General features: G+C 71.9%; 19 protein-coding genes. 6 read left to right on the forward strand and 13 right to left on the reverse strand.

Annotated features, from left to right (window positions below):
- Positions 1-23 precede the first annotated feature (23 nt).
- The 7 genes from ACFRIC_RS21430 to ACFRIC_RS21460 all read right to left on the reverse strand — a co-directional run bounded on the left by ACFRIC_RS21430 (position 24) and on the right by ACFRIC_RS21460 (position 7,653).
- On the reverse strand, positions 24-1,199 hold the full coding sequence (locus ACFRIC_RS21430; protein ID WP_382787945.1) for a hypothetical protein: 1,176 nt from the start codon (positions 1,197-1,199) through the stop codon (positions 24-26).
- Positions 1,196-2,002: a PP2C family serine/threonine-protein phosphatase gene (locus ACFRIC_RS21435; protein ID WP_382787947.1), complete on the reverse strand. Its 807-nt coding sequence runs from the start codon at positions 2,000-2,002 to the stop codon at positions 1,196-1,198. Before ACFRIC_RS21435 ends, ACFRIC_RS21430 begins: the two co-directional genes overlap by 4 nt.
- A 27-nt stretch (positions 2,003-2,029) precedes the next feature.
- Entirely contained in the window at positions 2,030-2,791 is a 762-nt protein-coding gene (locus ACFRIC_RS21440) for a hypothetical protein (RefSeq protein WP_382787949.1), read from the reverse strand.
- A gap of 17 nt (positions 2,792-2,808) precedes the next feature.
- On the reverse strand, positions 2,809-4,035 hold the full coding sequence (locus tag ACFRIC_RS21445) for a hypothetical protein (RefSeq protein WP_382787951.1): 1,227 nt from the start codon (positions 4,033-4,035) through the stop codon (positions 2,809-2,811).
- Positions 4,036-4,177: 142 nt separating this feature from the next.
- Positions 4,178-4,642 (reverse strand): hypothetical protein, encoded by a 465-nt coding sequence (locus ACFRIC_RS21450; protein WP_382787953.1) that lies wholly within the window; start codon positions 4,640-4,642, stop codon positions 4,178-4,180.
- Positions 4,629-5,591 carry a serine/threonine-protein kinase gene (locus tag ACFRIC_RS21455; protein WP_382787955.1) on the reverse strand — a complete coding sequence of 321 codons (963 nt, stop codon included), beginning with the start codon at positions 5,589-5,591 and terminating at the stop codon, positions 4,629-4,631. The genes ACFRIC_RS21450 and ACFRIC_RS21455 overlap by 14 nt, the downstream gene beginning before the upstream one ends.
- Positions 5,592-5,835: 244 nt before the next feature.
- Positions 5,836-7,653, reverse strand: coding sequence for a phosphoenolpyruvate carboxykinase (GTP) (locus ACFRIC_RS21460; RefSeq protein WP_382787957.1), 1,818 nt, complete (start codon positions 7,651-7,653; stop codon positions 5,836-5,838).
- A 323-nt stretch (positions 7,654-7,976) separates the two neighbouring features.
- On the opposite strand from ACFRIC_RS21460, the gene ACFRIC_RS21465 reads away from it, so the two are divergent.
- From ACFRIC_RS21465 to ACFRIC_RS21480, 4 genes are all read left to right on the forward strand, one after another.
- Positions 7,977-8,690 carry a hemolysin III family protein gene (locus tag ACFRIC_RS21465; RefSeq protein ID WP_382787959.1) on the forward strand — a complete coding sequence of 238 codons (714 nt, stop codon included), beginning with the start codon at positions 7,977-7,979 and terminating at the stop codon, positions 8,688-8,690.
- A gap of 190 nt (positions 8,691-8,880) precedes the next feature.
- Entirely contained in the window at positions 8,881-10,446 is a 1,566-nt protein-coding gene (locus ACFRIC_RS21470) for an MFS transporter (protein ID WP_382787961.1), read from the forward strand.
- Positions 10,443-11,114 (forward strand): TetR/AcrR family transcriptional regulator, encoded by a 672-nt coding sequence (locus ACFRIC_RS21475; RefSeq protein WP_382787963.1) that lies wholly within the window; start codon positions 10,443-10,445, stop codon positions 11,112-11,114. Before ACFRIC_RS21470 ends, ACFRIC_RS21475 begins: the two co-directional genes overlap by 4 nt.
- A 4-nt stretch (positions 11,115-11,118) precedes the next feature.
- Positions 11,119-11,844, forward strand: a complete 726-nt coding sequence (locus ACFRIC_RS21480; RefSeq protein WP_382787965.1) for a Mut7-C RNAse domain-containing protein — start codon at positions 11,119-11,121, stop codon at positions 11,842-11,844.
- Between the two features lie 92 nt (positions 11,845-11,936).
- On the opposite strand, the gene ACFRIC_RS21485 is transcribed toward ACFRIC_RS21480, so the two are convergent.
- From ACFRIC_RS21485 to ACFRIC_RS21510, 6 genes are all read right to left on the reverse strand, one after another.
- Entirely contained in the window at positions 11,937-14,201 is a 2,265-nt protein-coding gene (locus ACFRIC_RS21485) for a galactose oxidase-like domain-containing protein (RefSeq protein ID WP_382788060.1), read from the reverse strand.
- Positions 14,202-14,344: 143 nt separating this feature from the next.
- Positions 14,345-15,547 (reverse strand): glycosyltransferase, encoded by a 1,203-nt coding sequence (locus ACFRIC_RS21490; protein WP_382787968.1) that lies wholly within the window; start codon positions 15,545-15,547, stop codon positions 14,345-14,347.
- Positions 15,544-17,229 (reverse strand): ArnT family glycosyltransferase, encoded by a 1,686-nt coding sequence (locus tag ACFRIC_RS21495; RefSeq protein WP_382787970.1) that lies wholly within the window; start codon positions 17,227-17,229, stop codon positions 15,544-15,546. The genes ACFRIC_RS21490 and ACFRIC_RS21495 overlap by 4 nt, the downstream gene beginning before the upstream one ends.
- The gene (locus ACFRIC_RS21500) at positions 17,226-18,488 is read right to left on the reverse strand and encodes a glycosyltransferase (RefSeq protein ID WP_382787972.1); all 1,263 of its coding nucleotides are present in this window, start codon (positions 18,486-18,488) and stop codon (positions 17,226-17,228) included. Before ACFRIC_RS21500 ends, ACFRIC_RS21495 begins: the two co-directional genes overlap by 4 nt.
- A 180-nt stretch (positions 18,489-18,668) precedes the next feature.
- The gene (locus tag ACFRIC_RS21505; protein WP_382787974.1) at positions 18,669-20,705 is read right to left on the reverse strand and encodes a thioredoxin domain-containing protein; all 2,037 of its coding nucleotides are present in this window, start codon (positions 20,703-20,705) and stop codon (positions 18,669-18,671) included.
- Positions 20,686-21,270 carry an ArsR/SmtB family transcription factor gene (locus ACFRIC_RS21510; protein WP_382787976.1) on the reverse strand — a complete coding sequence of 195 codons (585 nt, stop codon included), beginning with the start codon at positions 21,268-21,270 and terminating at the stop codon, positions 20,686-20,688. Before ACFRIC_RS21510 ends, ACFRIC_RS21505 begins: the two co-directional genes overlap by 20 nt.
- A gap of 92 nt (positions 21,271-21,362) precedes the next feature.
- Here ACFRIC_RS21510 and ACFRIC_RS21515 point away from each other — a divergent pair, with 92 nt between their 5' ends.
- Together ACFRIC_RS21515 and ACFRIC_RS21520 are read left to right on the forward strand one after the other, a co-directional pair.
- Complete coding sequence (locus ACFRIC_RS21515; protein WP_382787978.1) at positions 21,363-21,824, forward strand: hypothetical protein; 462 nt, start codon at positions 21,363-21,365, stop codon at positions 21,822-21,824.
- Positions 21,825-21,901: 77 nt separating this feature from the next.
- Positions 21,902-25,096, forward strand: coding sequence for a tetratricopeptide repeat protein (locus ACFRIC_RS21520; RefSeq protein WP_382787980.1), 3,195 nt, complete (start codon positions 21,902-21,904; stop codon positions 25,094-25,096).
- Positions 25,097-25,400: the final 304 nt, after the last annotated feature.

The raw sequence follows: 25,400 nt of genomic DNA on the forward strand, positions 1-25,400 counted from the left end.
GGCCCGGGCCGGCCCCGGGCCGCTCAGGCGTTCGCGACGATCACCGCCAGGATCACGACCGCCAGGATCAGCAGCGCCACCTTCAGCCCCGTCGGCCACGGCTCGCCCGGTGCCGGCACCGGCGGCCGCGGCCCGGGCTGCATCACGCCCGGCGCCGGGACCGAGGCCGGGCCGTTGAACACGTCGTGCCCCGTGAGCGCCGCCCGGCCGCACCAGGGGCACGAGGACAGATGCGAACCGAACGCGTGCAGCGGACGGGTCGGGCAGACCCGTACCAGCGCGCGCTCCTTGTCCAGGGCGCGCAGCCACGCCTCGGCGGAGGGCCGGGTGGCGGGGTCCTGCACCCCGGGGCCGAAGGCGGTGCGGGCCAGCGCGAGGAGTTCGGGCGGGAGCACGGAGGGGTCGATGGTGCCGCGCGGGATGACGACCCGCTCCGGGCGCACGACGTAGGAGATGCTGGCGGCGATGTTGTCCTTGACGGTCGACTCGGACGCGCTGTCGTGCGGGACGCCGCCGAAGGGGTGGTTCCCGGCCGTCAGGAGCTGGTAGACGAGGACGGCGAGGGCGAACTCGTCCGTGGCGCGGGTGGCGGGTCCGCCGGCCTGCCGCTCGGGGGACGAGTAGTCGGTGGTGTGCATCAGACAGGGGAACAGCTCCCCGGTCTCCGGGTCGTTGAAGGCGATGGAGTCGCAGTCGAGGAACGTGACGAACCCGTTGGCGTCGACGACGACGTTGCTGCTGGAGAAGTCGCCGATGACGAGGTTGTCGTAGTGCATGCGCGCCGTCATGAAGGCGAGGTTCCAGGCCACGCCGAGCAGGAAGCGCCAGTCGGCCCGGTCGGCGAACAGTTTGAGGCGCTGGGCGCGCGTGAACAGGCCGATGAGCTGGACGTGCTGGGGCTCGCCGAAGCGGCGCATGGCGTAGCCGAGGAACTCGCCCTGCGGGCCGCGGGCGAGCGCGGTCGGCCAGGCCAGTTCGGGCGGCTGGGAGGCGTCGGTGGGACGGGTCACGAGCGGCGACATCGTCAGCATCCGCTTCAACCGCTGCTCCTCCTTGGGTCCGGGCGTCTCGCGGTACAGCTTGACGACGATGCCGTCGTCGCCGACGACCGGGAAGACGGCCGCCTGGCCGCCGCCCTTGAGGGGCAGTTCGGCGAGGGTCACCGGCTTGCCGTCCAGGAACACCGTGCGCCCGCTCATGGCCGCGCCTTGAGGACGGCCCGCAGCAGGGTCTTGTCGTCGGCGTTGAGCGCGGTGAGCCGGTCGGACCGGAGCAGGGTCCCCAGGCCCTCGTGGGCGCTCGCGGTCACCGGTCCGGGGACGTCGAGGGAGCGGAACACGGCTTCGGCGAAGGACGTGTTCGGGGACAGCGCGCCGCCCGGGGACCGGTTGAGCGCGGCCTGCGCCAGTCCGTCGGTGGACAGCAGCACCCCGTCGATCCCGTCGTCGGACACGCAGTCGGTGTGCACCCGGCGGGCCGCGTCCGGCGAGGTGAGGAAGACCGTCTCGTTGCTGTACTCGCTGACGGCGGCCGGCTGGGGCAGCAGATGGAACTGCCGCTCACCGTCCTCCGTACCGGCTCGCAGGACGACGAAGCCGTCGCCCAGGGACAGATGGCCGAGCCAGCCCCGCGTGAGCACGACCACGGTGAGCGTGGTCGCGAAGTCCGCCGCGTCGGGGCCCGTGCGGTCCAGGAACACCTTGCACACGTCGTGGAAGGCGTCCCGCAGCAGCTCACGCACCGCCGTGCCGGGGCGCCGGTCCGCCAGGGTGGCGGCCCGCCGCGCGAAGTGCTCGGTGGCCAGCTCCACCGCGAGCCGGGCGCCCTCCTCGGAGCGCGGCCGGCTGCCCGCGCCGTCGGCGACGGCGAGGACCGCGACGGAGGACGTCACCGTGTGCCCGCAGGCGTCCTGGCAGGGCCGGCCCTGACGGCGGTGCCGGTATCCCTCGACGCTCATTCCGTGGATCCGCCACGGCGTCTCCCGCTCGTCGGCTGTGGTCATCACTCAGGAGTCCCATCGGGTCATCGGTCACGATTCCCAGGCCGGGCGCTGCGTCTTGAACTGGCTGAAGATCTTCTCGAAGACCTCGTCGCCCGCGCCCTTCTGCTCGGCGTTGGCGCTCGCGGACATCATCTGGAGCAGTTCGCGGAACGGGAATCCCTGGAGCCGGGCGTTGAACTTCGGCGCGAAGGACCGGAGCACCTGCTCGCCGCGGTCCGTGATGCCGCCGACGCCGATCGCGTACAGCCGGAAGCGGCGGGCCTGCTGCTCGTCGGCGAGGACCGGGATCAGCCGTTGCCAGGAGTCGGTGAGATGGCCCGTCGCGTCGGTGGGCAGTCCGTCGGTGACCAGGCAGATCTGCGGCCGGTAGTACTGGAGTCCGGAGGCGCGCAGTTCGGCCTTGCGGGCGGCGACGATGTTCATCGACAGTTCGAGCGCCTCGGTCATCAGGGTGACGCCGGCGGCGGCGAGCTGCGGCGGGTGGAACATGTGCGCCGGCACGAAGGGGCTCACCGGCGCGTGCGCGGGCAGGAGCTGGGGTCCGCGCCAGGCGGCGACGCCCTGGCCGCCGAAGGTGACCACGGCGACCTCGACGCTGTAGCTGAGGCTGACGTCGTCGTGCAGTTCCCGCGTCCACTCCGCGAGCGCGTTGTTGAGGGTCTGGATGGGCTGACCCGCCATCGAGCTGGAGATGTCGAGGCAGAGGACGAGCGGCATCCGCTGCGCGTTGTTCTCGAACTCGATGTCGGCGTACTCCGCCGGCAGGGTGGGCGGGTAGTCGCTGTGCATGTGGGTCTCTCCTGGTCTCAGGGCCGGGCGGCCTTGGCGTGCCGTCCGGGTGTCGGCGGGAACGCGTAGAGGACGTCGGAGTCGCGCTCCCCGGCCTCGGTGACGTCGACGAGTCCGCCGGGCGCGGGCGGCGGGCGGCCCGGCTCGGCCCACACCGCCCGGTACAGCACGTGGTCCACCTCGACATAGCCCTGCGGGTGCAGTTCGGTGCGTACGACGGCGGGCCGGGCGGGGCCCGGTACGTTGCCGACGCGCCGGCCGTGGCTGCGGGGCGCGGGCGTGGCCCGGAGGCGGGTGGTGGCCTCGTCGGGCATCCGGGTGCGGGGAGGGGCGGCGGCCTCGTCGGACACGCGGGTACGGGTGGTGGCCTGGTCGGACGCGTGGGTACGGGGACGGCCGCGGGGCCGGGGCGTCGAGGCGGCCGGTACGGCGCCGACGGCGGGCGCGGCGAGCGAGCGCCTGGACAGGGTGCCGACGGCGACGGAACGCGCGGAGCGGCGGATCAGGAAGAGCAGGACGCCGAGCAGCAGGACGAGCACGGCGCACAGGACGGTGAGCACCGCGGTGGCGGTGTCCCAGCCGCCGCCGTCGCCGGGGTCGGTGGAGGTTCCGGGGTCCCGGCCGGTGTCGCCGGCCTTCCCGGTCTCCTGGCCTTGGCCCTGGCCCTGGGCCGGGCTCTGCCCCTGTCCTTGGCCCTGTCCCTGCTGCCCGGTGGCGGTCTCGTCACCGCCGGGGTTCGCGGACGTGCCGGCCGCGGAGCCGCCGACGATGTCCGTGCGGGAGAGGTCGGTGGCCAGGCCGAGACGGACCAGGTCGGCCCCGGTCAGCCGCCCCTTGGCGAGCCGGGCGCACAGGTCCCCCGCCTTACGGGGGTCGCAGGCCCGGCGGTCGGCCAGTTCCTTGACGGTGCCGGGCTTCAGCGCGTCGATGACGGCGTCGTCCGCGAGGAACCTGTGGTCGTGGTCCGCGAGCACGACGAGTGCCGTGCCGCCCTCGCCGGTGTGGACGCCCGAGGGCACCTCGACCAGGAGTCGGGCGCTGCGGTCCACCAGGGTCTGCTCGAAGCCCTTGCGGTTCGCGGCCCTGCCGTCGAACGGCAGGGTCCGGTCGACGGTGACGCGGACCGCGCCCTCGTCGGTCGCGCGGGCCCAGCAGCCCAGACGCTGCTCGAAGGTGCCGCCGCACGGCTGGGCCGCTGTGGCGGCCACCGCCGGAGCCGACGCGGCCAGGAGTCCGAAAAGCATGATGAGGGAAAGGCGACGCCGCATGAAAAAGACCCCCCGTGGCCCTGACACAACACCCCCGTGGCCCTGAAAGGCACTCGCCCATACTGGCGGAAAGTGGCGGGTGTCCGGAAGGGTTTGAGAAACGCGGGGGGCATCACTTCTACAACTCGAACACCTGATGGCATCGGGTGAACATCTGTCTCGCCCGCTCCACCCAATCACTGGCCAAAGCATCGAAATCTGTTTGCGTCATACGACAGGTCAGGGGAAGGTCGCACACGCCCGCGAGACAGGGGCGCGGCCCCCGTACGTCCCACACGGACAGCATGGGATGGAGCTGTTCGGTGTTCCACGCGTTCGACGCGGCGGCGGCGAGAGCGAGTTGGTCCTTGCGCAGGGAATGGCCGTCGGTGGCGAATGCGACCAGAAGTCTCTTGGTCGTCATGAACCGGACGGTAATCATCCGGCCCGTTTCCTCGAGGTCGAATCGCATGGAGACGGAAACGGTGTCGGTCTCCGTGTGGAAATTCCGTCTCGCCACCCAGGTCTGCACCAACTGCCGCCAGTGCGTTCCGATTTCGAGAATCTCCCGGCCCCGGCCGGAAAAGGAGTCAGGCGTCGCCACGGCCCACCGCCTCGGCGACCATCGCGTCGGTCAGTCCGGCGTCGAGCAGCGCCTGGGCGTGCGACAGCAGACAGGAGGGTACGGACACGCTGGTGCTCTCCTTGCGGCGCTTCATCAGGTCCTGGGTGCGCACCCTGATGGTGTGGGCGACGGTGGGCGGCGGCCAGTCGGCCCGGCGGGGCTCCTGCTCCAGCAGCCCGTCCAGGAGCTGAGCCGGCCGGGGCCGGTCCTCGGGACGCTTCGCCAGACAGCGCGCGACCAGTTCCCGCATCGGGCCCGCGATGCCGTCGAGTTCGGGGGCCTCGAAGGCCACGCGGTGGCGCACGGACTCCCCGCTGCCGTGCGGCGGGCGTCCGGTGAGCGCGTACACCAGGACCCCGCCGAGGGAGAAGACGTCGCTCTCCGGGCCCACCTTGGCGCCCCTGATCTGCTCGGGGGACATGAACGGCGGGGTGCCGACGACGACGCCGACCTGGGTGAGGCCGGGGGCGCCGTCCACACGGGAGATCCCGAAGTCGATGACGCGCGGGCCGTCGGAGGCGAGGAGCACGTTGGCCGGCTTGAGGTCCCGGTGCACGACGCGTGCGGCGTGGATGGCCTGCAACGCCTCGACCAGGCCCGCGCCGAGCCGCCGTACCTGTGGCTCGGGCAGGGGTCCGTCGGTGCGGACCGCCTCGGCGAGCGAGGGACCGGCCACGTACAGGGTGGCCAGCCACGGCAGTTCGGCCTCGGTGTCGGCGTCGACCACGGCCGCCGTGTAGGCGCCGCTGACCACGCGCGCCGCGGCGACCTCGCGCGCGAAGCGCTCCCGGAACTCGCGCTCCGCGGCCAGTTCGGGCCGCACCACCTTGACCGCGACCTCGCGCCCGGCGGGCGAGCGGCCGAGATACACCCATCCCATGCCACCGGAGCCGAGCCGACCCACGATGCGGTACGGACCGATCTTCATGGGGTCACTGACAGGCGTACGCACCCCGCCCACCTCATTTCGGGGTCCAGTGCAGGATGTCAGGAGTGTCCCTCGAAATCCGCGCTTTTTCAGCCGTTCCGGCACGGGCGGGACGCCGGGGACGAAAAAGCCGGGGTCCCGCGCTGATGTGCGCGAGACCCCGGCGGGTGCGGTCACCGCGGCCGACCGCCGCAACGGTCGCAGGTCAGGGCAACTCGGGTCGGCCGCGGAGTGGTTGGGGGCGTCAGCCCAGGCGCTGCACCAGTGCGCGGTACTCGTCCCACAGCTCCTTGGGCGTGTGCTCGCCGAAGGTGTTGAGGTGCTCGGGGACCAGTCCGGCCTCCTCGCGCCAGACCTCCTTGTCGACCGTGAGCAGGAAGTCGAGGTCGGACTCGGCGAGTTCGAGACCGTCGGTGTCGAGGGACTCCCGGGTCGGCAGGACGCCGATCGGGGTCTCGACGCCCTCGGCCTTGCCGTCGAGGCGCTCGACGATCCACTTCAGGACGCGGCTGTTCTCGCCGAAGCCGGGCCAGACGAACTTGCCCGCGTCGTTCTTGCGGAACCAGTTCACGTAGTAGATCTTCGGGAGCTTCGCCTGGTCCTTGTCCTTGGCGACGTCGACCCAGTGCCCCATGTAGTCGCCCATGTTGTAGCCGCAGAACGGCAGCATGGCGAAGGGGTCGCGGCGCAGCTCGCCGACCTTGCCCTCGGCGGCGGCGGTCTTCTCGGAGGCGACGTTCGCGCCGAGGAAGACGCCGTGGTTCCAGTCGAAGGACTCGGTCACGAGCGGGACCGCGGTGGCGCGGCGGCCGCCGAAGAGGATCGCCGAGATCGGCACGCCCTTGGGGTCCTCCCACTCGGGCGCGATGATCGGGCACTGCGAGGCGGGCACCGTGAAGCGGGCGTTGGGGTGCGCGGCGGGCGTGCCGGACTCGGGGGTCCAGTCGTTGCCCTTCCAGTCGGTCAGGTGGGCCGGAGTCTCCTCCGTCATGCCCTCCCACCAGATGTCGTTGTCGTCGGTGAGCGCGACGTTCGTGAAGACGGAGTTGCCCCACAGCGTCTTCATCGCGTTGGCGTTGGTGTGCTCACCGGTGCCGGGCGCGACACCGAAGAAGCCGGCCTCGGGGTTGATCGCGTAGAGGCGGCCGTCCTCGCCGAACCGCATCCAGGCGATGTCGTCACCGATGGTCTCGACCGTCCAGCCGGAGATCGTGGGCTCCAGCATGGCGAGGTTGGTCTTGCCGCAGGCGCTCGGGAAGGCGGCGGCGACGTACTTCGACTCGCCCTGCGGCGGCGTCAGCTTGAGGATCAGCATGTGCTCGGCGAGCCAGCCCTCGTCGCGCGCCATCACGGAGGCTATGCGCAGGGCGTAGCACTTCTTGCCGAGGAGCGCGTTGCCGCCGTAGCCGGAGCCGTACGACCAGATCTCGCGGGTCTCGGGGAAGTGGGAGATGTACTTCGTGGAGTTGCACGGCCACGGCACGTCCGCCTCGCCCTCGGCCAGCGGGGCTCCGAGCGTGTGCACGGCACGCACGAAGAACCCGTCGGTGCCGAGTTCGTCCAGGACCGGCTGTCCCATGCGGGTCATGGTGCGCATGGACACGGCGACGTAGGCGGAGTCGGTGATCTCGACGCCGATCGCGGAGAGGTCGGAGCCGAGGGGGCCCATGCAGAACGGGACGACGTACATCGTGCGGCCGCGCATCGAGCCGCGGAAGACGCCCTGCTCGCCGGAGAAGATCTCCCGCATCTCGGCGGGGGCCTTCCAGTGGTTCGTCGGGCCCGCGTCCTCCTCCTTCTCGGAGCAGATGAACGTCCGGTCCTCGACCCGCGCGACATCGGTCGGGTCGGACGCGGCGTAGTAGGAGTTGGGGCGCTTGATCGGGTCGAGCTTCTTGAAGGTGCCCTTGCGGACGAGCTCCTCACTCAGTCGCTCGTACTCGGCCTCGGATCCGTCGCACCAGACCACACTGTCCGGCTCGGTCAGTTCGGCGATCTCGTTGACCCACGAGATCAGTTCTTTGTGGTTGGTCGGGACGGGAGCCGCGATGTCGCGCGCCACGATTGCTCCTAAATGAGGGGTTTTGTTGTTGTGCCCCGTGGGGGCTGCGACCCGGATGCTTCACGGTGATTGAACCCCTGGCGCTCATCCGGTGCCGACCGCACTCATTTGATGATCCGACCGGGGCGCGCATATGTCCAGAGGGCCTCACACCTGAGCGGAGTGAGCATCGCCACTTCCAGGGAGGTTTCCGCCCGCTCACCCCGGGTTCACCGCGAGTACCCCGGCGGCGCCCGCCAATGGCGTGAGATCATGGCCACTATCGGGGCCCGCTTATGCGGGACTGACGCGTAACTTACGGTTCCGTAGGTACGATTCGGCGCATGACTGCGTCCGCCCCCGACGCGCCCACGGACTCGCCGGCAGCCGGCCAGACGTCTGTCGCGCACTCCCTGTCGGAAGAGATCAAGCCCAAGCTTCGCGGCTGGCTGCACCTCGGCATGTTTCCGGCCGCCCTCGTCTCCGGACTGGTCCTCACCGCACTGGCGGACTCGACCCGGGGCCGCATCGCCTGCGGGATCTTCGCCCTGACCGCCTGCCTCCTGTTCGGCGTGAGCGCCCTGTACCACCGCGGCGACTGGAGCCCGCGGATGGACGGTGTCCTGCGCAGACTCGACCACGCGAACATCTTCCTGATCATCGCGGGCACCTACACCCCGCTGACCATGCTCCTGCTGCCGGAGGCCAAGGGGCAGTGGCTCCTGTGGAGCATCTGGGCCGCCGCGGCGGCGGGCATCGCCTTCCGGGTGTTCTGGGTCGGCGCCCCGCGCTGGCTCTACACGCCCTGCTACATCGCGATGGGCTGGGCGGCCGTCTTCTTCCTGCCCGACTTCATGCGCACGGGCGGCATCGCCGTCCTCGTCCTGGTGATCGTCGGCGGACTGCTCTACAGCGCGGGCGGAGTGATCTACGGGATCAAGAAGCCCAACCCGTCACCGCGTTGGTTCGGATTCCACGAGGTCTTCCACTCCCTGACCCTCGCGGCGTTCATCGTGCACTACGTCGGCATCTCCCTGGTGGCCTACCAGCACGGCTGACCCCCACCCCCACCCACACTCCCGCCCTTCCAGTGGCCGCGGCTCCCCAGCCGCGGCCACTGCGCGTTTTCCGGCCACCGTCCGGCCTCCCCGCCCGCGCCGCGACAAACACTCGCCACCCGCCACCCGCCACCCGCTGAAAGTCGTACTCGATTGACACCACCTGGCTTTTGAGAGTTACTCTCATTTCATGGTGACTCTCACGCAGGACGGCGCCGTTCGGCGCGACCCCCGACGCTGGTGGGCCCTCGGGGCCCTGGTCGCGAGCATGCTCGTGCTCGGCTTCGACATGACGATCCTCAACGTGGCACTGCCGACGATGGCCCGGGACCTGGGCGCGTCCACCGGTGAGCAGCAGTGGATGGCGGACGCCTACGTCGTCGTCTTCGCCTCGCTGATGCTCCCCGCCGGTCTGCTCGGCGACCGCTTCGGGCGGCGCCGGATGCTCATCACCGGCCTCGTGGTGTTCCTGGGCGGCTCCCTGGCCGGCGCCCTCGTCGACGACGTCACCTGGGTGATCGCCGCCCGGGCCCTGATGGGCGTCGGCGGCGCGCTCGTGATGCCGCTCGCGCTCGCCGTGCTGCCCTCGCTGTTCGGACCCGACGAGCGCACGAAGGCGGTCGGAGCGGTCTCCGCGGCCTCGGCGCTGGGACTGCCGCTCGGCCCGATCATCGGCGGCTGGCTGCTGAACCACTTCTGGTGGGGATCCGTCTTCCTGGTCAACGTCCCGATGGCCGCCATCGGCGTCACCGCCTGCGTCTTCCTGCTCCCCGAGACCCGCGACCCCGCCTCGCCCCGGGTGGACGCCCTGTCCACCGCGCTCACCGCGGTGGGTCTGAGCGTCCTCGTCTACGGGATCATCGAAGCCCCGTCCCGCGGCTGGGGCGACCCGCTCGTCCTCGGCTGCCTCGCCGCCGCCGTCGTCCTGATCGCCCTGCTCGTCGTCCGCGAACGCCGCAGCCCCCGCCCGATGCTGGATCTGGCCCTGCTCGCGCAGCGCGGCTTCCTGCTCAACACCCTCGCCGCGACGCTCGTCATGTTCGTCCTGTCCGGCCTGATGTTCGTGCTGCCGCAGTACCTCCAGGCGGTCCTCGGCCACGACGCCCTCGGCACCGGCGTCCGTCTGCTGCCGATGATGGGCGGCCTGCTGATCGCCTCCCGGGGCGCACAGCCGCTGGTGACCCGCTTCGGGCCCCGCGCGGTGATCAGCGCGGGTCTCGTCGTCCTCGCCTTCGCCGCGTTCCTCGGCAGCCGTACGACCGTCGACGACGGGTACGGGGCCACCGCCCTGTGGCTGACCGTCGCCGGACTCGGCTTCGGCTTCGCCGTGGTGCCCGCGATGTCCACCGCGCTGGGCGCGCTCCCCCGCGACCGGGCCGGCAGCGGCTCCGGACTGCTGATGACGGTCCGCCAGGTGGGCGGCGCGATCGGCATCGCCCTGCTCGGCTCCCTGCTCGCGAGCACCTACGCCGACCGGCTCGACACCTCCGCGCTGCCGCGCGCCGCCGCGCAGGCGGCCGACGACTCGGTGGTCGGCGCCCATGTCGTCGCCGGCCGGCTCGGCGACCGGGCTCTCGAAGCCTCCGCGAACGCCGCCTACATCCACGGCATGGACCTGGTCCTGCTGGTCAGCGGGATCGCGGCGCTGGTCACCGCGCTGCTGGCGGCGGCCCTGCTGCCGAACCCGCCCCGGTCCTCCCCCGCGTCCGAGGAGGGCACCGACATGGCACCGGCCACGGCCGATGCCGGACAATGAGACCCATGGCCGCCACCGCACAGAGTTCCACTCCCGCCGCGGAGCCCCAGCCCGGGCTCCGCGAGCGGAAGAAGATCAAGACCCGCATCGCGATCCGCGAGGCCACGTACCGGCTGATCGAGCGGCAGGGGTACGACGCCACCACGATCGAGCAGATCGCGGAGGCGGCCGAGGTCTCCCCCTCCACGGTGTTCCGCTACTTCCCCACCAAGGAGGACATCGTCCTCACGGACGAGTACGACCCGCTCCTCGAACAGGAGCTGCGCGAACGCCCCGCGGACGAGCCGTGGTTCGACTCCCTGCGGCATGTGCTCGGCAAGGCCATCGGCCTCGGGGAATCCGAGGACCCCCAGGTCAGCCGGCTGCGGACCCGGCTGATGGTCGAGGTCCCCGCGGTGCGGTCCCGGATGATGGAGAGCGCGTCGGTCACCGGGCGGCTGCTGAGCCGGGCCATCGGCGAGCGCACCGGCCGCAACCCGGACAGCCTGGAGGTCCGGGTCTTCGCGATGTCCCTGATCGGCGGGCTCATGGAGACCTCCCTCTACTGGGCCGACAACGGCCACCGGGACGACTTCGCCGAACTCGTCGAGCGCGCCGTGGACGTCCTGGAGCACGGACTTCCCCCGCGAAACCCGGAGGCCGCGGACAGCCCCCGCGTGACATCCTGACCGTGTGAACGGACCGGAGATCCACATCGAATTCGCCCCCGAACTGGGGCTGTTCGTCCCGCACGCCCGCCGCTCCGGGGTCACCCCGGTCGGCACCGACGGCTCCTCCACCCTCGGCCATGTCGTCGAGTCGCTGGGCGTCCCGCTGACGGAGGTCGGCGCCCTGGTCGTGGACGGGCGCGAGGTGCCCTTCTCCCACATCCCGGCCGCGGGCGAATCCGTACGGGTCGGCGCCGTCGAACGCCCCCAGCAGGTCCCCGGCGCGCCGCTGCGCTTCCTCCTGGACGTCCATCTCGGCACCCTCGCCCGCCGGATGCGGCTGCTCGGCGTCGACACGGCCTACGAGTCCACCGACATCGGCGACCCGGCGCTCGCCGCCCGTTCGGCGGCCGAGCGGCGCGTCCTGCTCAGCCGCGACCGCGGTCTGCTGCGGCGCCGCGAACTGTGGGCGGGCGGCTTCGTCTACAGCACCCGTCCCGACGACCAGCTCCGCGACGTGCTGGGCCGGTTCGCGCCCGAGCTTCGGCCCTGGACGCGCTGCACCGCGTGCAACGGCCTGCTCGCCCGGGCCACCAAGGAGCAGGTCGCCGACCAGCTCGAGAGCGGCACCGAGCGGTCGTACGACGTCTTCGCCCAGTGCGCCGAGTGCGGGCGCGCCTACTGGAAGGGCGCGCACCACGACCGGCTGGAGACCGTCGTGGAGCGCGCCCTCGCGGAGTTCGGGACCTGACGCGGTCCCGCGGACGTCCGCGGGACCCGTCCGGCGCCGGGACGCACGGCCCCGGCGCCGGCCCTGGGGCGGACGCGCCCTGCGGACACGCCCTAGCGCCTGATCAGATCCTTCGCGCCGCAGGCCAGTCCGTCCCTGCTGGGGTCGAGGCCCAGGGGATCGTCCTTGCCGTTGATCCTGAGCCGTCCGTAGTCGTTCTTCTTCAGCCAGGCACAGCGGGAGGCCGTCGTCTTCCTCACCCCCTCCGGGAAGACCGTCGGCACACAGACGTTGATCGACCCGTAGTGCCGGTCGCAGCCGGAGATCGTCGTGGACACCTTCTGCGAGGTCCGCTTCCGGTCCGCCCCGGTGACGGCCCCCGTCAGGGAGTCGGCGAAGGAGTGGACGTGCGCCGAGGCGGTGTCCGCGGCGAGCGCTGAGGGGCCCTGGAGATGCACCCACTGCGCCACCGAGGGAACGCCGTTGGCGTCCACCGCGAAGAGCATGTACCAGCCGGGCGGCGCCAGGTTCGGGTTGCTCGTCACGTTGAGGTCGACGTTGTTCCCGTCCACGCTCAGCGGCAGGTCCACGAACCGCTGATTGGGGTCGGAGGAGTGGGTGACCGCGGCAGGCCTGATCAACTCGGCCTTCACGACCGGCCGGTCGACGGTGATGCGCTGCGTGTCCCCGTACACCCATTCCTTGTCGATCACCGAAGTGATCGTCGGGCGGCTGCCCTTGAGGAGGTACGGCGGGGTGTAGATCGACACGTCGTGGTTCCAGGTGCCGTTGCCCGGGTTGTCGCCGGTGGCCATCACGCGGCCGTCGGGCAGCAGGAACGCCGAGGAGTGATAGCCGCGGGCCTCCGGGTCGGCGGCCACCGGGTCGAACGCCGAGGTCGCCGGGTCGAAGATCGACGCCTCGTACACGGGATCGGCGCGGTTGTGCAGCGCTCCGCCCGTCTCCAGGACCTTGCCGTCGGGCAGCAGCACGGCGGACACGTACATCTTGCCCTGCTCGCCGGTCTGGGCGACCTTGCCGTTGCCGACGTCGACCGTGCCCTGCGGGATCTTCGGGCCCATCGTGTACGCCGGGTTCGCCGCCTTGAGGTCGATGATGTCGGTGAGCCGGTTGGCGGCGGGGTTGGAGTCGATGTTGCCGCCGCCGAGGGTCAGGACCTTCTGGTCCTGGGCCGGGGGCAGCAGCACGCTCGCGGACTGGTCGCGTTCGTCCTTGTTCTGCAGACCGGGGATCGCGGTCGTGGTGTTGGCGTCGTAGTCGTAGATCGCGGAACCCGTGCCCGGGGTGCCGTTGCCGAAGACATGGCTGCCCGAGTAGAAGAGCCGCCCGTCCTGCATCAGGATCATCGACGGGTACAGACCCCAGAACGACCAGGTCTGGTTGACCTGCCACAGCGGCAGCCACTGCTGCTGCGCGTTCGACCAGCGTTCGGCGGTCACCGAACCGGACGAGTCCTCGCGCAGCCCGCCGAACGAGATGATGTCGCCGTTGCCCAGCTCGGTGGCCGACGGGTACCAGTGGCCGTCGTTGAGGTCGTTCGTCCTGCTGTACGTCTCGGTGACCGGGTCGAAGACGTACGACTCCCTGTACCCCTCGTACCCGTGGCCGCCCGCGACCGGGAAGGCCTTGTTGCCGCTGAGCACCAGCACCCGGCCGTCCGCGAGCTGGACGTGCCCGGAGCAGAACATGTCCTTCGGTGTGGGGATCACCTTGTACGAGCCGGTCGCCGGGTTGTAGACCGCCGAGGTGAACGTGCCCGCGTCGAAGTTCTCCTCGCTGTTCCCGGAACCGGCGATCAGCAGCACCTTGCCGTTGTTGAGGACGACGGAGTGCATGGAGCGGACCGGGTTCTGCGTCGGCAGGACCGTCCACCTCCCGTTCGCGCACTCGTCGGCCGTGCCGGTGCAGGTGGCCGGCGGGATCGGTTCGGAGACCTGTTCCATCGTGTAGTCGTCGGTGGTCGCCGAACCCGTGCCGTACACGGAGACGCCCCAGGTGATCCGGTCGGTGCCCGCCGGGACGGCCGGCGTGCGCACCGTCGCCGGCGTCCAGGCCGCCGCCATGTCCAGGGTCTTGAGGTCGGTCCAGTACTGCCAGCCCGCCGTGGTGTCGTGCCGGAACAGCGTGATCGCCGCGTCGGGGGTCGTCGTCTTGTAGAAGAGCCCGAGGTCGTACTGCCGGCCCGCCGTGACGACCGGCGCGCACGCGGTGGACTCGGTGATCAGCGCCTTGCGGTCGCCGTCCACCCGCCGGGTCAGCGTGACCTTCATGGCCTTGGTGCCCGAGTGGGCGTCGGACACGGTCGCGAAGGTGAAGTCGTTGTCCCCCCAGCCGGACTTCTCCCAGCAGGACGGCATGCCGTCGGTGCCGCCGGTCTCGAAGCCCGGGTTGGTGACGAGGTTGGCCGCGGACGCGGGCTGCGGGGACACCAGCAGCAGTCCGGCGGCCAGACCCGTCACGGCCAGCAGGGCGGTCCTCCGTCGTGGTCTCGTCCGAAATCTCACGCCGTCCCCCTCTCGGCGCGGCTCCCCCGCCCGGCGCCGGCGCGGCGCGGCAGGTACACCAGCGCCTCGGTCCCGGCGAAGCGCAGGACGAAGGTCGTCACCAGGGCCAGGGCCGTGGCGGACAGCGCGCCCATCCCGAGGTGGCGGACGAAGAGCGCGATCAGCGGGATGCGCAGCACCAGATCGGCGTTGGCGAGCAGCGCGAACCGGGCCGCCCGGTCCCAGCCCCTGCGGTGCCGTCGGCGTTCCCGGAACAGCAGATGCTCGATGAGCAGGAAGTTCCAGGCCACGCCGAGCTGGTTGGCGAGGATCTCCGCCGGTACGTAGTGCAGTCCGGCGGCGGTGAGCGCGTAGAGGCCGAGGAGGTTCGGCACGAAGCCGGTGGCGCCGATCAGCCCGAAGACCGTCATGCGGGCCACCGGCGAGGCGGTGCGCAGCCCGACGAGATGGCGCAGGAACCGCAGGCCCTCCGCCGCCGAGGACTTGGACTCGCCCGCGAAGCGGTCCTGGAAGACGAAGGGCACCTCGGTGACCCGCCGGGGGCGGCTGCGCACGGCCAGCTCCAGCAGGATCTTGTAGCCGAGCGGGCGCAGGACCTCGGCGGTGACCGCGCTGCGCCGGATCGCGAAGAATCCGCTCATGGGGTCGCTGATGCCGCGCAGCCGACGCGGGAAGAGCGCCTTGGTCAGCCAGGTCGCGCCGCGTGACACCGCGATCCGGTATCCGCCCGCGAGCCCTTCCCTGCTGCCGCCCTTGATGTACCGGCTGGCGACCACGAGGCCTGCGTGCGCGCGTTCCCCCGAGGCGATCAACTCCGGTACGAGGGACGGCGGATGCTGGCAGTCACCGTCCATCACGACGATCCACTGGGAACTCGCCGCCTTCAGCCCCTCGACCACCGCGCCGCCGAGCCCGCCCACCGGCTCCTCGCGGTGCAGCACGCTCACCGGGAACGGGCAGTCCCGCGCGGCCTCGGCGATCACCTCGGGAGTGTCGTCCGTGGAGTCGTCCACGAACACGACCTCGCAGGGCAGCCGCGCCGGCACCGATTCGGTGATCTGGCGCAGCAACTGCCGTATGTTCGCCGACTCGTTGAAGGTCGGCACGACGATGGTGACGGCCCCGGGCTCCGGGATCCCGGCGGCGCGTACCGCCGGTTCGCCCAGCTCGCCGGGGACAGTGCTCTCGAAGCTGCTCATCGACCGCCTCCGGAACGGACCGTGGTGGTGGTGTCGTTGTCGTCGACCGCGTCTCCGGTGGCGTCGATCCGCCGGATCTCGATGCGGTCCTCGCCCGTGCCGAAGGTGGCGACGGGCCTGGAGTGCTCCATCGCGGCCCGCACGTTCGGCAGGTCGGCCGCGTCACGCCGTACCGTCGGGGAGGCGACCACGTAGTCGAGGTCCTTCCAGCCGCGCGGCATCGTCTTGGTGACGGCGGGGTCGAGGTCGGCCTTGTAGAACCAGATGGCGCCGAGGCCCGGCCGGTAGCCGTCGTGCACGAGGTCGAGCCAGAGTCCGTCGTCCACCAGGACCCGGGTGTCCTCGGGGTTCCTCACCTCGGTCCTCAGCCAGGACGAGGCCGCCCGGTAGGGGGCGTTGGCGTCGGCCGTCACCGCGGTGCGGTCGCCGTCGTACCAGCGGGGCACGACATAGGAACCCGCGGCCACCAGGAGCACCGCCGCCAGCCCCCGGCGCCCCCAGGTGACCGGGGCGCTCTCCTGGGCCGTCCGCCGTCTGCGCAGCACGGCGTGGGCGACGCTCGCGGCGCCCCCGGCGAGGACGAGGGCGAGGAAGGGCAGGGCCTGGACGACGTACATCGCGGGCAGGTAGCCGTTGGGGCGCAGCGCCACCAGGGCGAGGATCGCCACGGCGAGCGCGGGACCGGCCAGCGCGCGGGCCGTCACCGACCAGCGGAAGGTGACCAGGAGCAGCAGCGCGCCGGCGAGGCCGCCGAGCGGCAGCACCCGGTCGTAGTAGAGCCAGGAGTGGAGGACACCGTACGAGCCGGTGCCGCGTTCCAGGAGGAATCCGGAACCGGGGCGGCTCATCTGGTAGGTGATGCCCTCCCAGAGCGAGACGTGTCCGCCGCCGGGCAGCAACTCGCCCTTGAGGAGGGCGAAGAGCGGATACGCGGTGCCGATCAGCACGCAGGCCGTGACGGCGCCGGTGAGCGCGAACTTTCTGGTGTCGCGGTGGCTGTGCCGCCACATCGTGACGAACAGGGCGGGCAGGACGACGAGCATCGTCTCCTTGGTGAGCACGGCGGCGGCGGCCGCGAGGCCCGCGCCGAAGTGGTGCCACAGGTGCCGGCTCGGCGACGCGGCCAGGCAGAACGCGAGCAGCGTCCAGGTCACCGCGATGTTGTCGAGGAAGATCTCCCGCTGGAGCACGACCGAGAGCGGGGACAGCCCGAACAGGACCATGGCGAGTCCGGCCGCCCAGCGCGGGAGCGACAGGCGGCGCGCCAGGACGTACAGCAGGACCGCGCTCGCCGCGCTGACCACGAGCATCGCGACGCGCATCGAGCCGACGGTCATCAGGGACGGGCTGAGGTGCGCGGGGACCCAGGTCAGCAGGGCTATCTGGATCCAGCCGAGCGGTGGATGGTCGTACCAGTACGTGTAGTGGGCCAGGCCCTTGCCCTGCTGGACGGCCCAGGCCTGGGCGAGGTAGGTGCCCTCGTCGTCGCTGAGCGCCGGGTAGGCGGCGATGTTCCAGCCCTGGACGACGAGGATCGCCGTGAGCAGCGCCACGCACAGGATCAGATCGGGGCGCGAGCCCCGCAGGAACGGGCCGGTGAGCCGTGCCGGGAGGTTTTCGGGCGCGTTCGGCCGCTGCGCGGGGGCCGTGGGTGTGGCCGCCGCGGGAAGGGTGGAGGTCACGCGGGAACGTCCTCTCGGATCGCTTCGGTGAGATGCGCGCCGGCGTGACTGGTCAACTCCCAGTCGTTGCGCCCTTGTTGCTCACGCCAGACGGCGCGCACGGCGGCCCCCGCGAGCAGGACCTGGTAGAAGGGCCCGCCGGCGACCAGCTTCAGGTAGTGCACGGTGCGGACGCGCAGCCCGTACTGCTTGCCGAAGTCGTGCAGCCCGACGAGCTCGAAGACGAAGGTGACCAGGGCGGTCACGGCCGGAAGGAAGGTGACGAAGGCGATCCCGACGGGCACGTCGAGGAAGAGCGCGACCGCCACGTTGAGCGGGATGATCACCCCGGAGACCGCCTGGAGGTACGGCGTCATGAGCGTGTAGCGGGCGAGCAACCGCTGCCCGAAGGTGGGCAGTTGCTTCCAGTCGCGCTTGCGGTAGACCTGCAGGAAGCCCTGGTTCCAGCGGGTGCGCTGTCTGAGCAGCGACATCAGCGAGCCGGGGGTCTCCTCCTTGGTCACCATGCCGGAGTCGTAGGCGACGACGACCTTCTTGCCGACGCTGGACAGCCGGACGCCCAGGTCGCAGTCCTCCGCGAGGCAGTCCGGGTCCCAGCCGCCGGCCTCCCGCAGGACCCGCGTCCGTACGAAGACGGTGTTGCCGCCGAGCGGGATGAACCCCTTCTGCGCGTGCAGGTGGAGGCGCGAGCGGAACCAGAAGAAGTACTCCAGGCAGTTGCGCAGGCTGTACCAGCTCGAATGGAAGTTGATGAGCTGCACCCCGCCCTGGACGACGTCCGCCTCCGTCGTGCGGAACGCGTGGTCGACGTGGGCGAGCAGCTCGGGATGCACCTGGTCCTCGGCGTCGAAGACCCCGACCACCTCGCCGCGGCAGTGCGGCAGGGCCGTGTTCATGGCCTTCGGCTTGTTCTTCCGCTCGTGGTGGTCGACGACGACCCGCACCCGCGGGTCGCGCGCCTCCGCGCTCCGGGCCACCTCGGTGGTCTCCGGGTCGTCGTGCCCCACGATGACGATGATCTCGAAGTCCGTGTGGCCGGATTCCAGCAGCCGCCGGATGGTGTGGTCGAGCACCGCCTGCTCGTGCCGCGCGGGCAGCAGCAGCGAGAAGGACAGGCTCTCACCCCCGTCCGGACGGCCGAACCGGGTGGATGCCAGCACTTCGGGCGTACGCCACGCGTGCATCTGCCACCACAGGGTGAAGGCCGCCATCCAGAAGAGCGCCAGTGAAACGGCAGCGATGAAGACAGAAGTGAGCACAGATCCCCCCAGATCCCCTGACCCCCGTCGCGACAGCGCGTGATGGCTGTCGCGACCCCAGGCAGACGCTATGGGTGATCTGTGAAGGACACGGGTTGCTCTGATGAAGAGCGTGTTTCGTCACGGTAGGTCAAATAGCCGAACAAACCGCTCTCTGGGGGCGTTTGGACCGGTTGGGGGTTACGCGTTTCGGCCGTTCAGAACCGCGCCGAGCCGGTCGGGATCGGTCGTCGGGACGTCGCAGACGAAGTTTCGGCAGACGTACGCGGCCGGCTTCCCGTCCACCAGCGGTCGCCCGGACAGCAGCGGCAGTTCGTCACTCTCCGGCACGCCCACCGCCACGACGGCCCCCGGCGCGGTGCCCAGAAGTGCCGCACGCCGCAACGCCGTCGTGGCCGGATCACCGGCCTCGCCCACCACCGCGACCTCCCGGGGGCCGTCGAGCAGCGCCTCGGCCACCGCGAGCCCCCACCCGATGAAACGGGGCGCCCGCGGCCCGAGCGCCTTCACGACACCGAGCGCCCGCTCGGCCGCGGTGCGGTGGGGCTCCGCGCCGGTCTGCGCGCCGTACGACAGCAGCGCCCCGGCCGCCGCGCTCCACCCCGAGGGCGTGGCGTTGTCGGTGGGGTCCTGCGGGCGGCGGATCAGCCGCTCCGCGTCGGCCGCCGTGTCGTACAGCGCACCCGACTCCGCGTCCGTGAACTGCGCGAGGACGTGGTCGAGCAGGAACCCGGCGAACTCCAGCCAGACCCCCTCCCCGGTCACGGACGCCAGCGCGAGGAAGCCCTCGGCAACGTTCGCGTAGTCCTCCAGCACCCCGGCGTGGGCGCCGGCCCGGCCGTCCTTGCTGGTGCGCACCAGCCGCGCCCGGTCGTCCATGTGCAGCCGTACGAGCAGGTCGGCGGCGCCGATCGCGGCCTCCACCAGGTCGGGGCGGTCGAAGTAGGCGCCGGTCTCCGCGAGGGCGGCCACCGCGAGCCCGTTCCAGGCGGCGACCACCTTGTCGTCGCGCCCGGGGGCGGGCCGCCCGTCCCGCGCCGCGAGCAGCCGCTCCCGCACCGAGGCCAGCGTGTCCGCGTCGAAGACCTCCTCCTGCTGCGGCAACTGCAGCACGGAGGCGCCCTCCTCGAAGGTGCCCTCCTCGGTGACCCCGAAGTACCGCGCCGCGAACCCGGCGTCCGCCTCCCCGAGCACCTCACGCAGCTGCGCCGGCGTCCACACGTAGTAGGCGCCCTCGACGTGCCTGCCGGTGCCGTCGTCGCTGTCCGCGTCGAGCGCCGAGGCGAACCCGCCCTCGGCGGTGCGCAGTTCACGCACCAGGAAGTCCGCGGTCTCCAACGCGACCCGCCGCGCCAGCTCGGACCCGGTGGACCGCCACAGGTGCGCGTAGACACGGCAGAGAAGAGCGTTGTCGTACAGCATCTTCTCGAAGTGCGGAACCACCCAGTCCCGGTCGACGGAGTAACGGGCGAAGCCGCCGCCGAGCTGGTCGTAGATGCCGCCGCGCGCCATCCGCTCACAGGTGTCCACGGCCATCTGCAGGGCGCCCTCGGAGCCGGTCCGCGCGTGGTGGCGCAGCAGGAACTCGATGACCATGGACGGCGGGAACTTGGGCGCGCCGCCGAATCCGCCGCGCGCCGCGTCGTAGTCCCGGGTGAGTCCGAGCAGCGCCCCGGCCAGCTCCTCCTCGCCCGGTACCCGGCTGTCCCCGAAGGACATCTCCCGCTCGGCGAGGTCCCGCGTGATCTTCCCGGCGACCTCGGCGACCTCGTCCCGCCGCTCGCTCCAGGCGCTCGACACGCCCTCCAGCACCTGCCGGAAGGAGGCCATGCCGTGACGGGGCTCGGGCGGGAAGTACGTGCCGAAGTAGAACGGCTCGGCGTCCGGGGTCAGGAACACGGTCATCGGCCAGCCGCCCTGCCCGGTCGCCGCCTGCACCGCCTCCATGTAGACGGCGTCGACGTCGGGCCTCTCCTCGCGGTCGACCTTGACGCTGACGAAGTGCTCGTTCAGGTAGGCGGCCGTCACCTCGTCCTCGAAGGACTCGTGGGCCATGACATGGCACCAGTGACAGGCGCTGTACCCGACGCTCAGCAGAACGGGCCGGTTGCTTCTGCGGGCCTCGTCGAAGGCCTCGGCCGACCACGGCCACCAGTCGACGGGGTTGTCGGCGTGCTGGAGCAGATACGGGGACGTCTCATGGGCCAGTCGGTTCACCCTCCCACTCTCCCACGGCGTCCGGGACGGCGTAGAAGCGCAGATGCACCGGGCGCGCCCCGTCGGGCGCATCTTCACGAGCGTGGCCGTACCGGTCCAGGAGCGCCCTGTATTCCCGTACGAAGTCCAGGAGTTCTCCCTGGGTCATCCAGGTGCCGGAGCGCTGGACCTGGGCCCAGCCCTCGGGGCCCGCGTACTCCCGGTGCGCCCGGAGGTACAGCCCGGTGTCCATCTCGATCTTCAGGCGTGCCACGCCCTCGGCGGCCGCGAGCTCCTCGGGGGCCATGGTGGACGGATCGGGTGTGGTGTGGCTGAACGGCAGTGCCCGCCACCAGCGTTCACGGCCGCCCGACTTCTCGGCGATCTCCTCGATCAGACGCTGGTCCGCCAGCTTGCGCAGGTGGTAGCTGGTCGTGCCCGAGCTCTCGCCGAGTTCTCTGGCGAGGACGGTCGAGTTCGCCTCGCCGTGCCGGCCGAGGTAGTCGAGGATGCGGCGGCGCAGCGGGTTGCCCAGGGACTTGTACAGGGCGGTGCGTTCGAGGCTGGTCAGCTCGGGGTCGGGCATACGGACACGGTATCCCCGGCCCGTCACGTCCACAGAACTTGTTCTGCAGAATTTTCTTTGCAGAATTTCCTCTGTGATCCTATCGTTGAGGCATGCAGATGAAGCGCACCATGATGCGAAGCGACTGGGCCCTCGTGCTGCTCGGCGTCACCGCCGTGGCGCTCGTGCCCTGGATGGTGCTCCTCGTGCGGACGCTCCCGGCCAGCACGGAGGTGCGGAACTGGCAGGTGGCCTGGGCGGGGCTCGACGTGCTGATGGCCGCGGGCTGCGCGGCCACCGCCGCGCTGGGGCTGCGCCGCGATCCGCGGGCCCGGCTGACCGCCTCGGCGACGGCGGCGGTCGCGGTGCTCGACGCCTGGTTCGACATAACCACCGCGCAGCCGGGCGCCCCCCTGCTCCAGGCCCTGGCCTGCGCGGTGGCGGAGGCGGGGCTCGCCTGCGCCTGTGTGTTCCTCGCCCTCTCCAAAAACCGTGGCCCACGCGAGGAACAGCCGGGTCGCCCGCGTCCAGGGGAACGGATTCCGACAGCCGGCACACACGATCGCGGTGAATGATCGACGCCCCCTCGCGCTCGCGTCGCGGCCGAAGGACACTCATAGGCCAGGGAGTTGCTGCCGGAGGGGGACGTGACATGCGGGACGGCCATCGGGCGGAGGCCGAGCGGCTGCTGGTCCGGGCTGTCGAGGAGGAGGTGCGGCGCTCAGGGGGGCGCGCGGACGGGAGCGCCCTGCTGTCGCGGGCGCGGGCCTCGCTCGACGCGATGACGGAGACGGCCGCCGAGGAGTACACGGCGTACGAACGGGCGCTGGAGGAGTCCGAGGCCGGACGGGAGACCTTCGGGCAGCGGTTCGCCCGCGAGGGGTCCGGAACTCCCCTGCTGGTGGCCGCGGTCGGCGCGCTCGCCGCCGTCGTCGCCGACCTGGCCCTCGGCACCGGCGCCGGCACGGCGGTGGGCACCGGGGCGACCGTGGCCGTCGCGGGCGCGACCGCCACCGTCCTCAAGGTGACGGCCACGCACGTGCCCGCCGCGAGCCGCCGCGCCGGAGCCCTCGGACAGCCCGGCGGACCCGAGCAACTGCGCCTCCAGTGGCTGACGGCCCTGGAGGTACGGGGCGTCCGCCCCTTCCTCGACCAGCAGCGGGTGCTCAGCGCCACCACCGGCGCCAAGAAGGGCGCGCCCCAACTGCGCCGCACCGACAAGAGCGCGGCCGCCCGCCGCCGCAACGTGCTGGAGCAGTCGTTCGGTCAGCTCCCCGAACAGGAAGGCCCGTTCACCGGGCGCCGCGCCGAACTGTCACGGATCGCGCAGTGGGTTCACGCGGCCAGGGCGAGCACGGAGACGAGACCGACGGTCGTCGTGCTGCACGGCGCCCCCGGCTCCGGCCGCAGCACCCTCGCGGTCCGGGCCGCGCACGCCCTCAAGGACCAGTTCCGCGGCGCCTGCGTGGTCGACCTGCGGGGCGGCAGCCCGGACGATCCGCCGCTCACCACCCGCGACGCGCTGCTCCACCTGCTGAACCGGCTGGGCGCCCCGCGCGAACAGCTCCTCTTCCGCGAGCGCTCCTCGCAGGACCAGCAGGTCAAACGACTGAGCGAGCTGTACCACCAGCATCTGACGGGCCTGCCCGTCACGATCGTGCTGGACGACGCGAGCGACGCCGAGCAGGTGCGCACCCTGGTCCCCGAGCGCTCCGACAGCCTGGTGCTCGTGACCGCCCGCAAGCCCCTCGACCTGTCCGCCGGCCTCGCCGCCTGGGTGCACCAGCTCCCCGTGGACGCCCTGGACGCGGCCGGATCCGAGGAACTGCTGACCGCCGCGGCCCAGGACACCTCCGGTCCGTACGACGCCGAATCAGCCGACCGGATAAGGGAGTTGTGCGGCGGCCTGCCGCTGGCCCTGCGGATCGCGGGCTCCTCGCTCGGCCCGCGCACCCCGCGCGCCCTCGCCGGCGACCTCGCGGCCTACGGCCCGGTGGAGCCCGTCGAACGGGTGCTGTGGCTGCGGTACACGGACCAGTCGGAACCGGCGCGCCGGCTGCTGCGCCGGCTGGCCCTGGCCGGCCGGGCCTCGCTGGGCGCCGCGGCGGCCGCGTCCCTGCTCGCGACGGACGAACCCGAGGCGCTCCGTCATCTGACCGCGCTGTCCCGGGCGGGCCTGATCGACCATGTGCGCGGCAGCCGCTACCGCCTGCACGATCTCGTACGGACCTTCGCCGCGGCGCGTCTCCTCGACGAGGAGGAGGCCTCCGAGCGGACGGCGGCCCAGGAGCGTCTCATCGTGAACTACGCGGAGCTCGCCGACTCGGTGATCCGGCTGGTGGACGGCAAGACGTCGACACGCGCCGACCAGTTCGGACCGCACGGCTTCACCTCCCTGGACGCCGCGCTGCGCTGGCTGGACGACGAGTCGAGCTTCATCACCGCGGCCCTCCGGCACGCCGAAGGGGTGGACCAGGCGGCGGTGCTCCATCTGCTGGGCGCCCTGTGCGACTACTGCCTGCTGCGCGGCGACCTGTACCGGCTGGGCGAGATCAGCGAGCTGACCCAGGCCGTCGACCAGGGGCTCCTGGTCCGCTCGGTGCAGTGGCGCACCGGTATCGCGGCCCGCCAGCTCGGCGAGCTGGACAAGGCGCGGACGACCCTGGCCGCGGTGGTGGACCTGTACTTCGAGGCCCACCACGACGCGGGGGCCGCGAGAGCCCTGTGCTCGCTCGGCATCACGCTGCACCACCAGGGCGGCCTCGTCGAGGCGGCGGCCAAGCTCCAGGAGGCCATGGACCTCCAGGCCGCGCCCGAGCTGGCCGCCGACCGCGCCTGGACGATGCACGCGCTCGCGGCGGTCGAGCGCGACAGGTCCCGGCTCGGCCAGGCCCTCGGGCTGCTCACCGAGGCACTGGTCCTGCACCGCGAGAGCGGCTCGGTGCACGGCGAGGCCTGGGCCCACTTCCAGCTCGGACAGCTCGGCCTGCGGATGGGCGACGTCCCGCGCGCGGAGCGTGAACTGCGCGAGGCGCTCGATCTGTACGGCCGTACGCGCGACGCCCGCGGCGAGGCCTGGGCGCTCACCCAGCTCGCCCGGGCGCGGCTCGTCGAGGGCGACCCGTCCGCCGCCGTCGACGGGCTGCGCCAGGCGGCCTCCCGGCACCGCGAGAACGAGGACGCGCGCGGCGAGGCCTGGACGGTCTACTACCTGGGCCAGTCCCTGGAGGAGACCGGCAGCCTGGACCAGGCGGTGCGGGAGCTGGAGCGCTCCCGGACGATGTTCTCACGCATGCGGGACGTCTACGGGCTGGCCTGCGCCCGCCACCACTCGGCCCGCGTGACCCGCGACCAGCGCGCCGCGCAGACGGGCTCCCTGCGGAACTCGGGCTTCGCCCGCCAGCTTCTGGTCGACGCCCGCGCGGACTTCCAGCGCATCGGAGTCGCCCACGGCGAGGCGTGGACCTGTCTGGAGCTCGCCGTCGTCGACGCGGGCAACGCCCGGACCCAGCAGGCGCTGACCCTGTGCGACGAGGCGGTCGGCCTCTTCGCCTCGTACGGCGACCGGCGCGGGGAGGACTGGGCCCGCTTCCTGCGCTGCACGCTGCTCCCCTACGCCGCGCCCGGCGGCCACGAGGTGGGCGCCGCGGTGGCCGTGGAGGAGCTGTCGCAGCTCGGCCGGGCCGGCCACGCCACCCGGGACGGCCGGCTGGACGACTTCATCGAGGCCTACCGGCTGCTGCTGGAGCGCGGAGTGGACCTGGACGCCGGATGGCAGGCCTGGCGCCTGGGCATGGTGCCGGGCCGCCACGCCCGCGACGTGATGGGCGTGCCGGTGCCGACATGAGCCGGGGGCCTGCCGGCCGCGGCACCGTGAACCAAGGACCTGCCGACCGCGGCTACGTGACCAGGCGCCTGCCGGCCACGGCGAGGTCAGCCACACGCCTGCCGATCACGGCACCGTGAGCCAGGCGCCTGCCGACCACGGCACCGTGAGCCAGACGCCGACCGACCACGGCACCGTGAGCCCGGGCGCCTGCCGGCCACGGCGACGTGAACCGGGCGCCTGCCGACCACGGCACCGTGAGCCCGGGCGCCTGCCGGCCACGGCGAGGTGAGCCGGGCGCCCTGTGGGCGCATGGCGGAGCCCG

Source organism: Streptomyces sp. NPDC056738 (genome assembly GCF_042790435.1).
Classification (GTDB): Bacteria; Actinomycetota; Actinomycetes; order Streptomycetales; family Streptomycetaceae; genus Streptomyces.

Coding starts and splice junctions, on each gene's coding strand:
- ACFRIC_RS21430 (WP_382787945.1), bottom strand. CDS start 1,199: ATGAGCGGGCGCACGGTGTTCCTGGACGGCAAGCCGGTGACCCTCGCC.
- ACFRIC_RS21435 (WP_382787947.1), bottom strand. CDS start 2,002: ATGACCACAGCCGACGAGCGGGAGACGCCGTGGCGGATCCACGGAATG.
- ACFRIC_RS21440 (WP_382787949.1), bottom strand. CDS start 2,791: ATGCACAGCGACTACCCGCCCACCCTGCCGGCGGAGTACGCCGACATC.
- ACFRIC_RS21445 (WP_382787951.1), bottom strand. CDS start 4,035: ATGCTTTTCGGACTCCTGGCCGCGTCGGCTCCGGCGGTGGCCGCCACA.
- ACFRIC_RS21455 (WP_382787955.1), bottom strand. CDS start 5,591: ATGAAGATCGGTCCGTACCGCATCGTGGGTCGGCTCGGCTCCGGTGGC.
- ACFRIC_RS21465 (WP_382787959.1), top strand. CDS start 7,977: ATGACTGCGTCCGCCCCCGACGCGCCCACGGACTCGCCGGCAGCCGGC.
- ACFRIC_RS21470 (WP_382787961.1), top strand. CDS start 8,881: ATGGTGACTCTCACGCAGGACGGCGCCGTTCGGCGCGACCCCCGACGC.
- ACFRIC_RS21475 (WP_382787963.1), top strand. CDS start 10,443: ATGAGACCCATGGCCGCCACCGCACAGAGTTCCACTCCCGCCGCGGAG.
- ACFRIC_RS21485 (WP_382788060.1), bottom strand. CDS start 14,201: ATGCCGTCCTGCTGGGAGAAGTCCGGCTGGGGGGACAACGACTTCACC.
- ACFRIC_RS21490 (WP_382787968.1), bottom strand. CDS start 15,547: ATGAGCAGCTTCGAGAGCACTGTCCCCGGCGAGCTGGGCGAACCGGCG.
- ACFRIC_RS21510 (WP_382787976.1), bottom strand. CDS start 21,270: ATGCCCGACCCCGAGCTGACCAGCCTCGAACGCACCGCCCTGTACAAG.
- ACFRIC_RS21515 (WP_382787978.1), top strand. CDS start 21,363: ATGCAGATGAAGCGCACCATGATGCGAAGCGACTGGGCCCTCGTGCTG.
- ACFRIC_RS21520 (WP_382787980.1), top strand. CDS start 21,902: ATGCGGGACGGCCATCGGGCGGAGGCCGAGCGGCTGCTGGTCCGGGCT.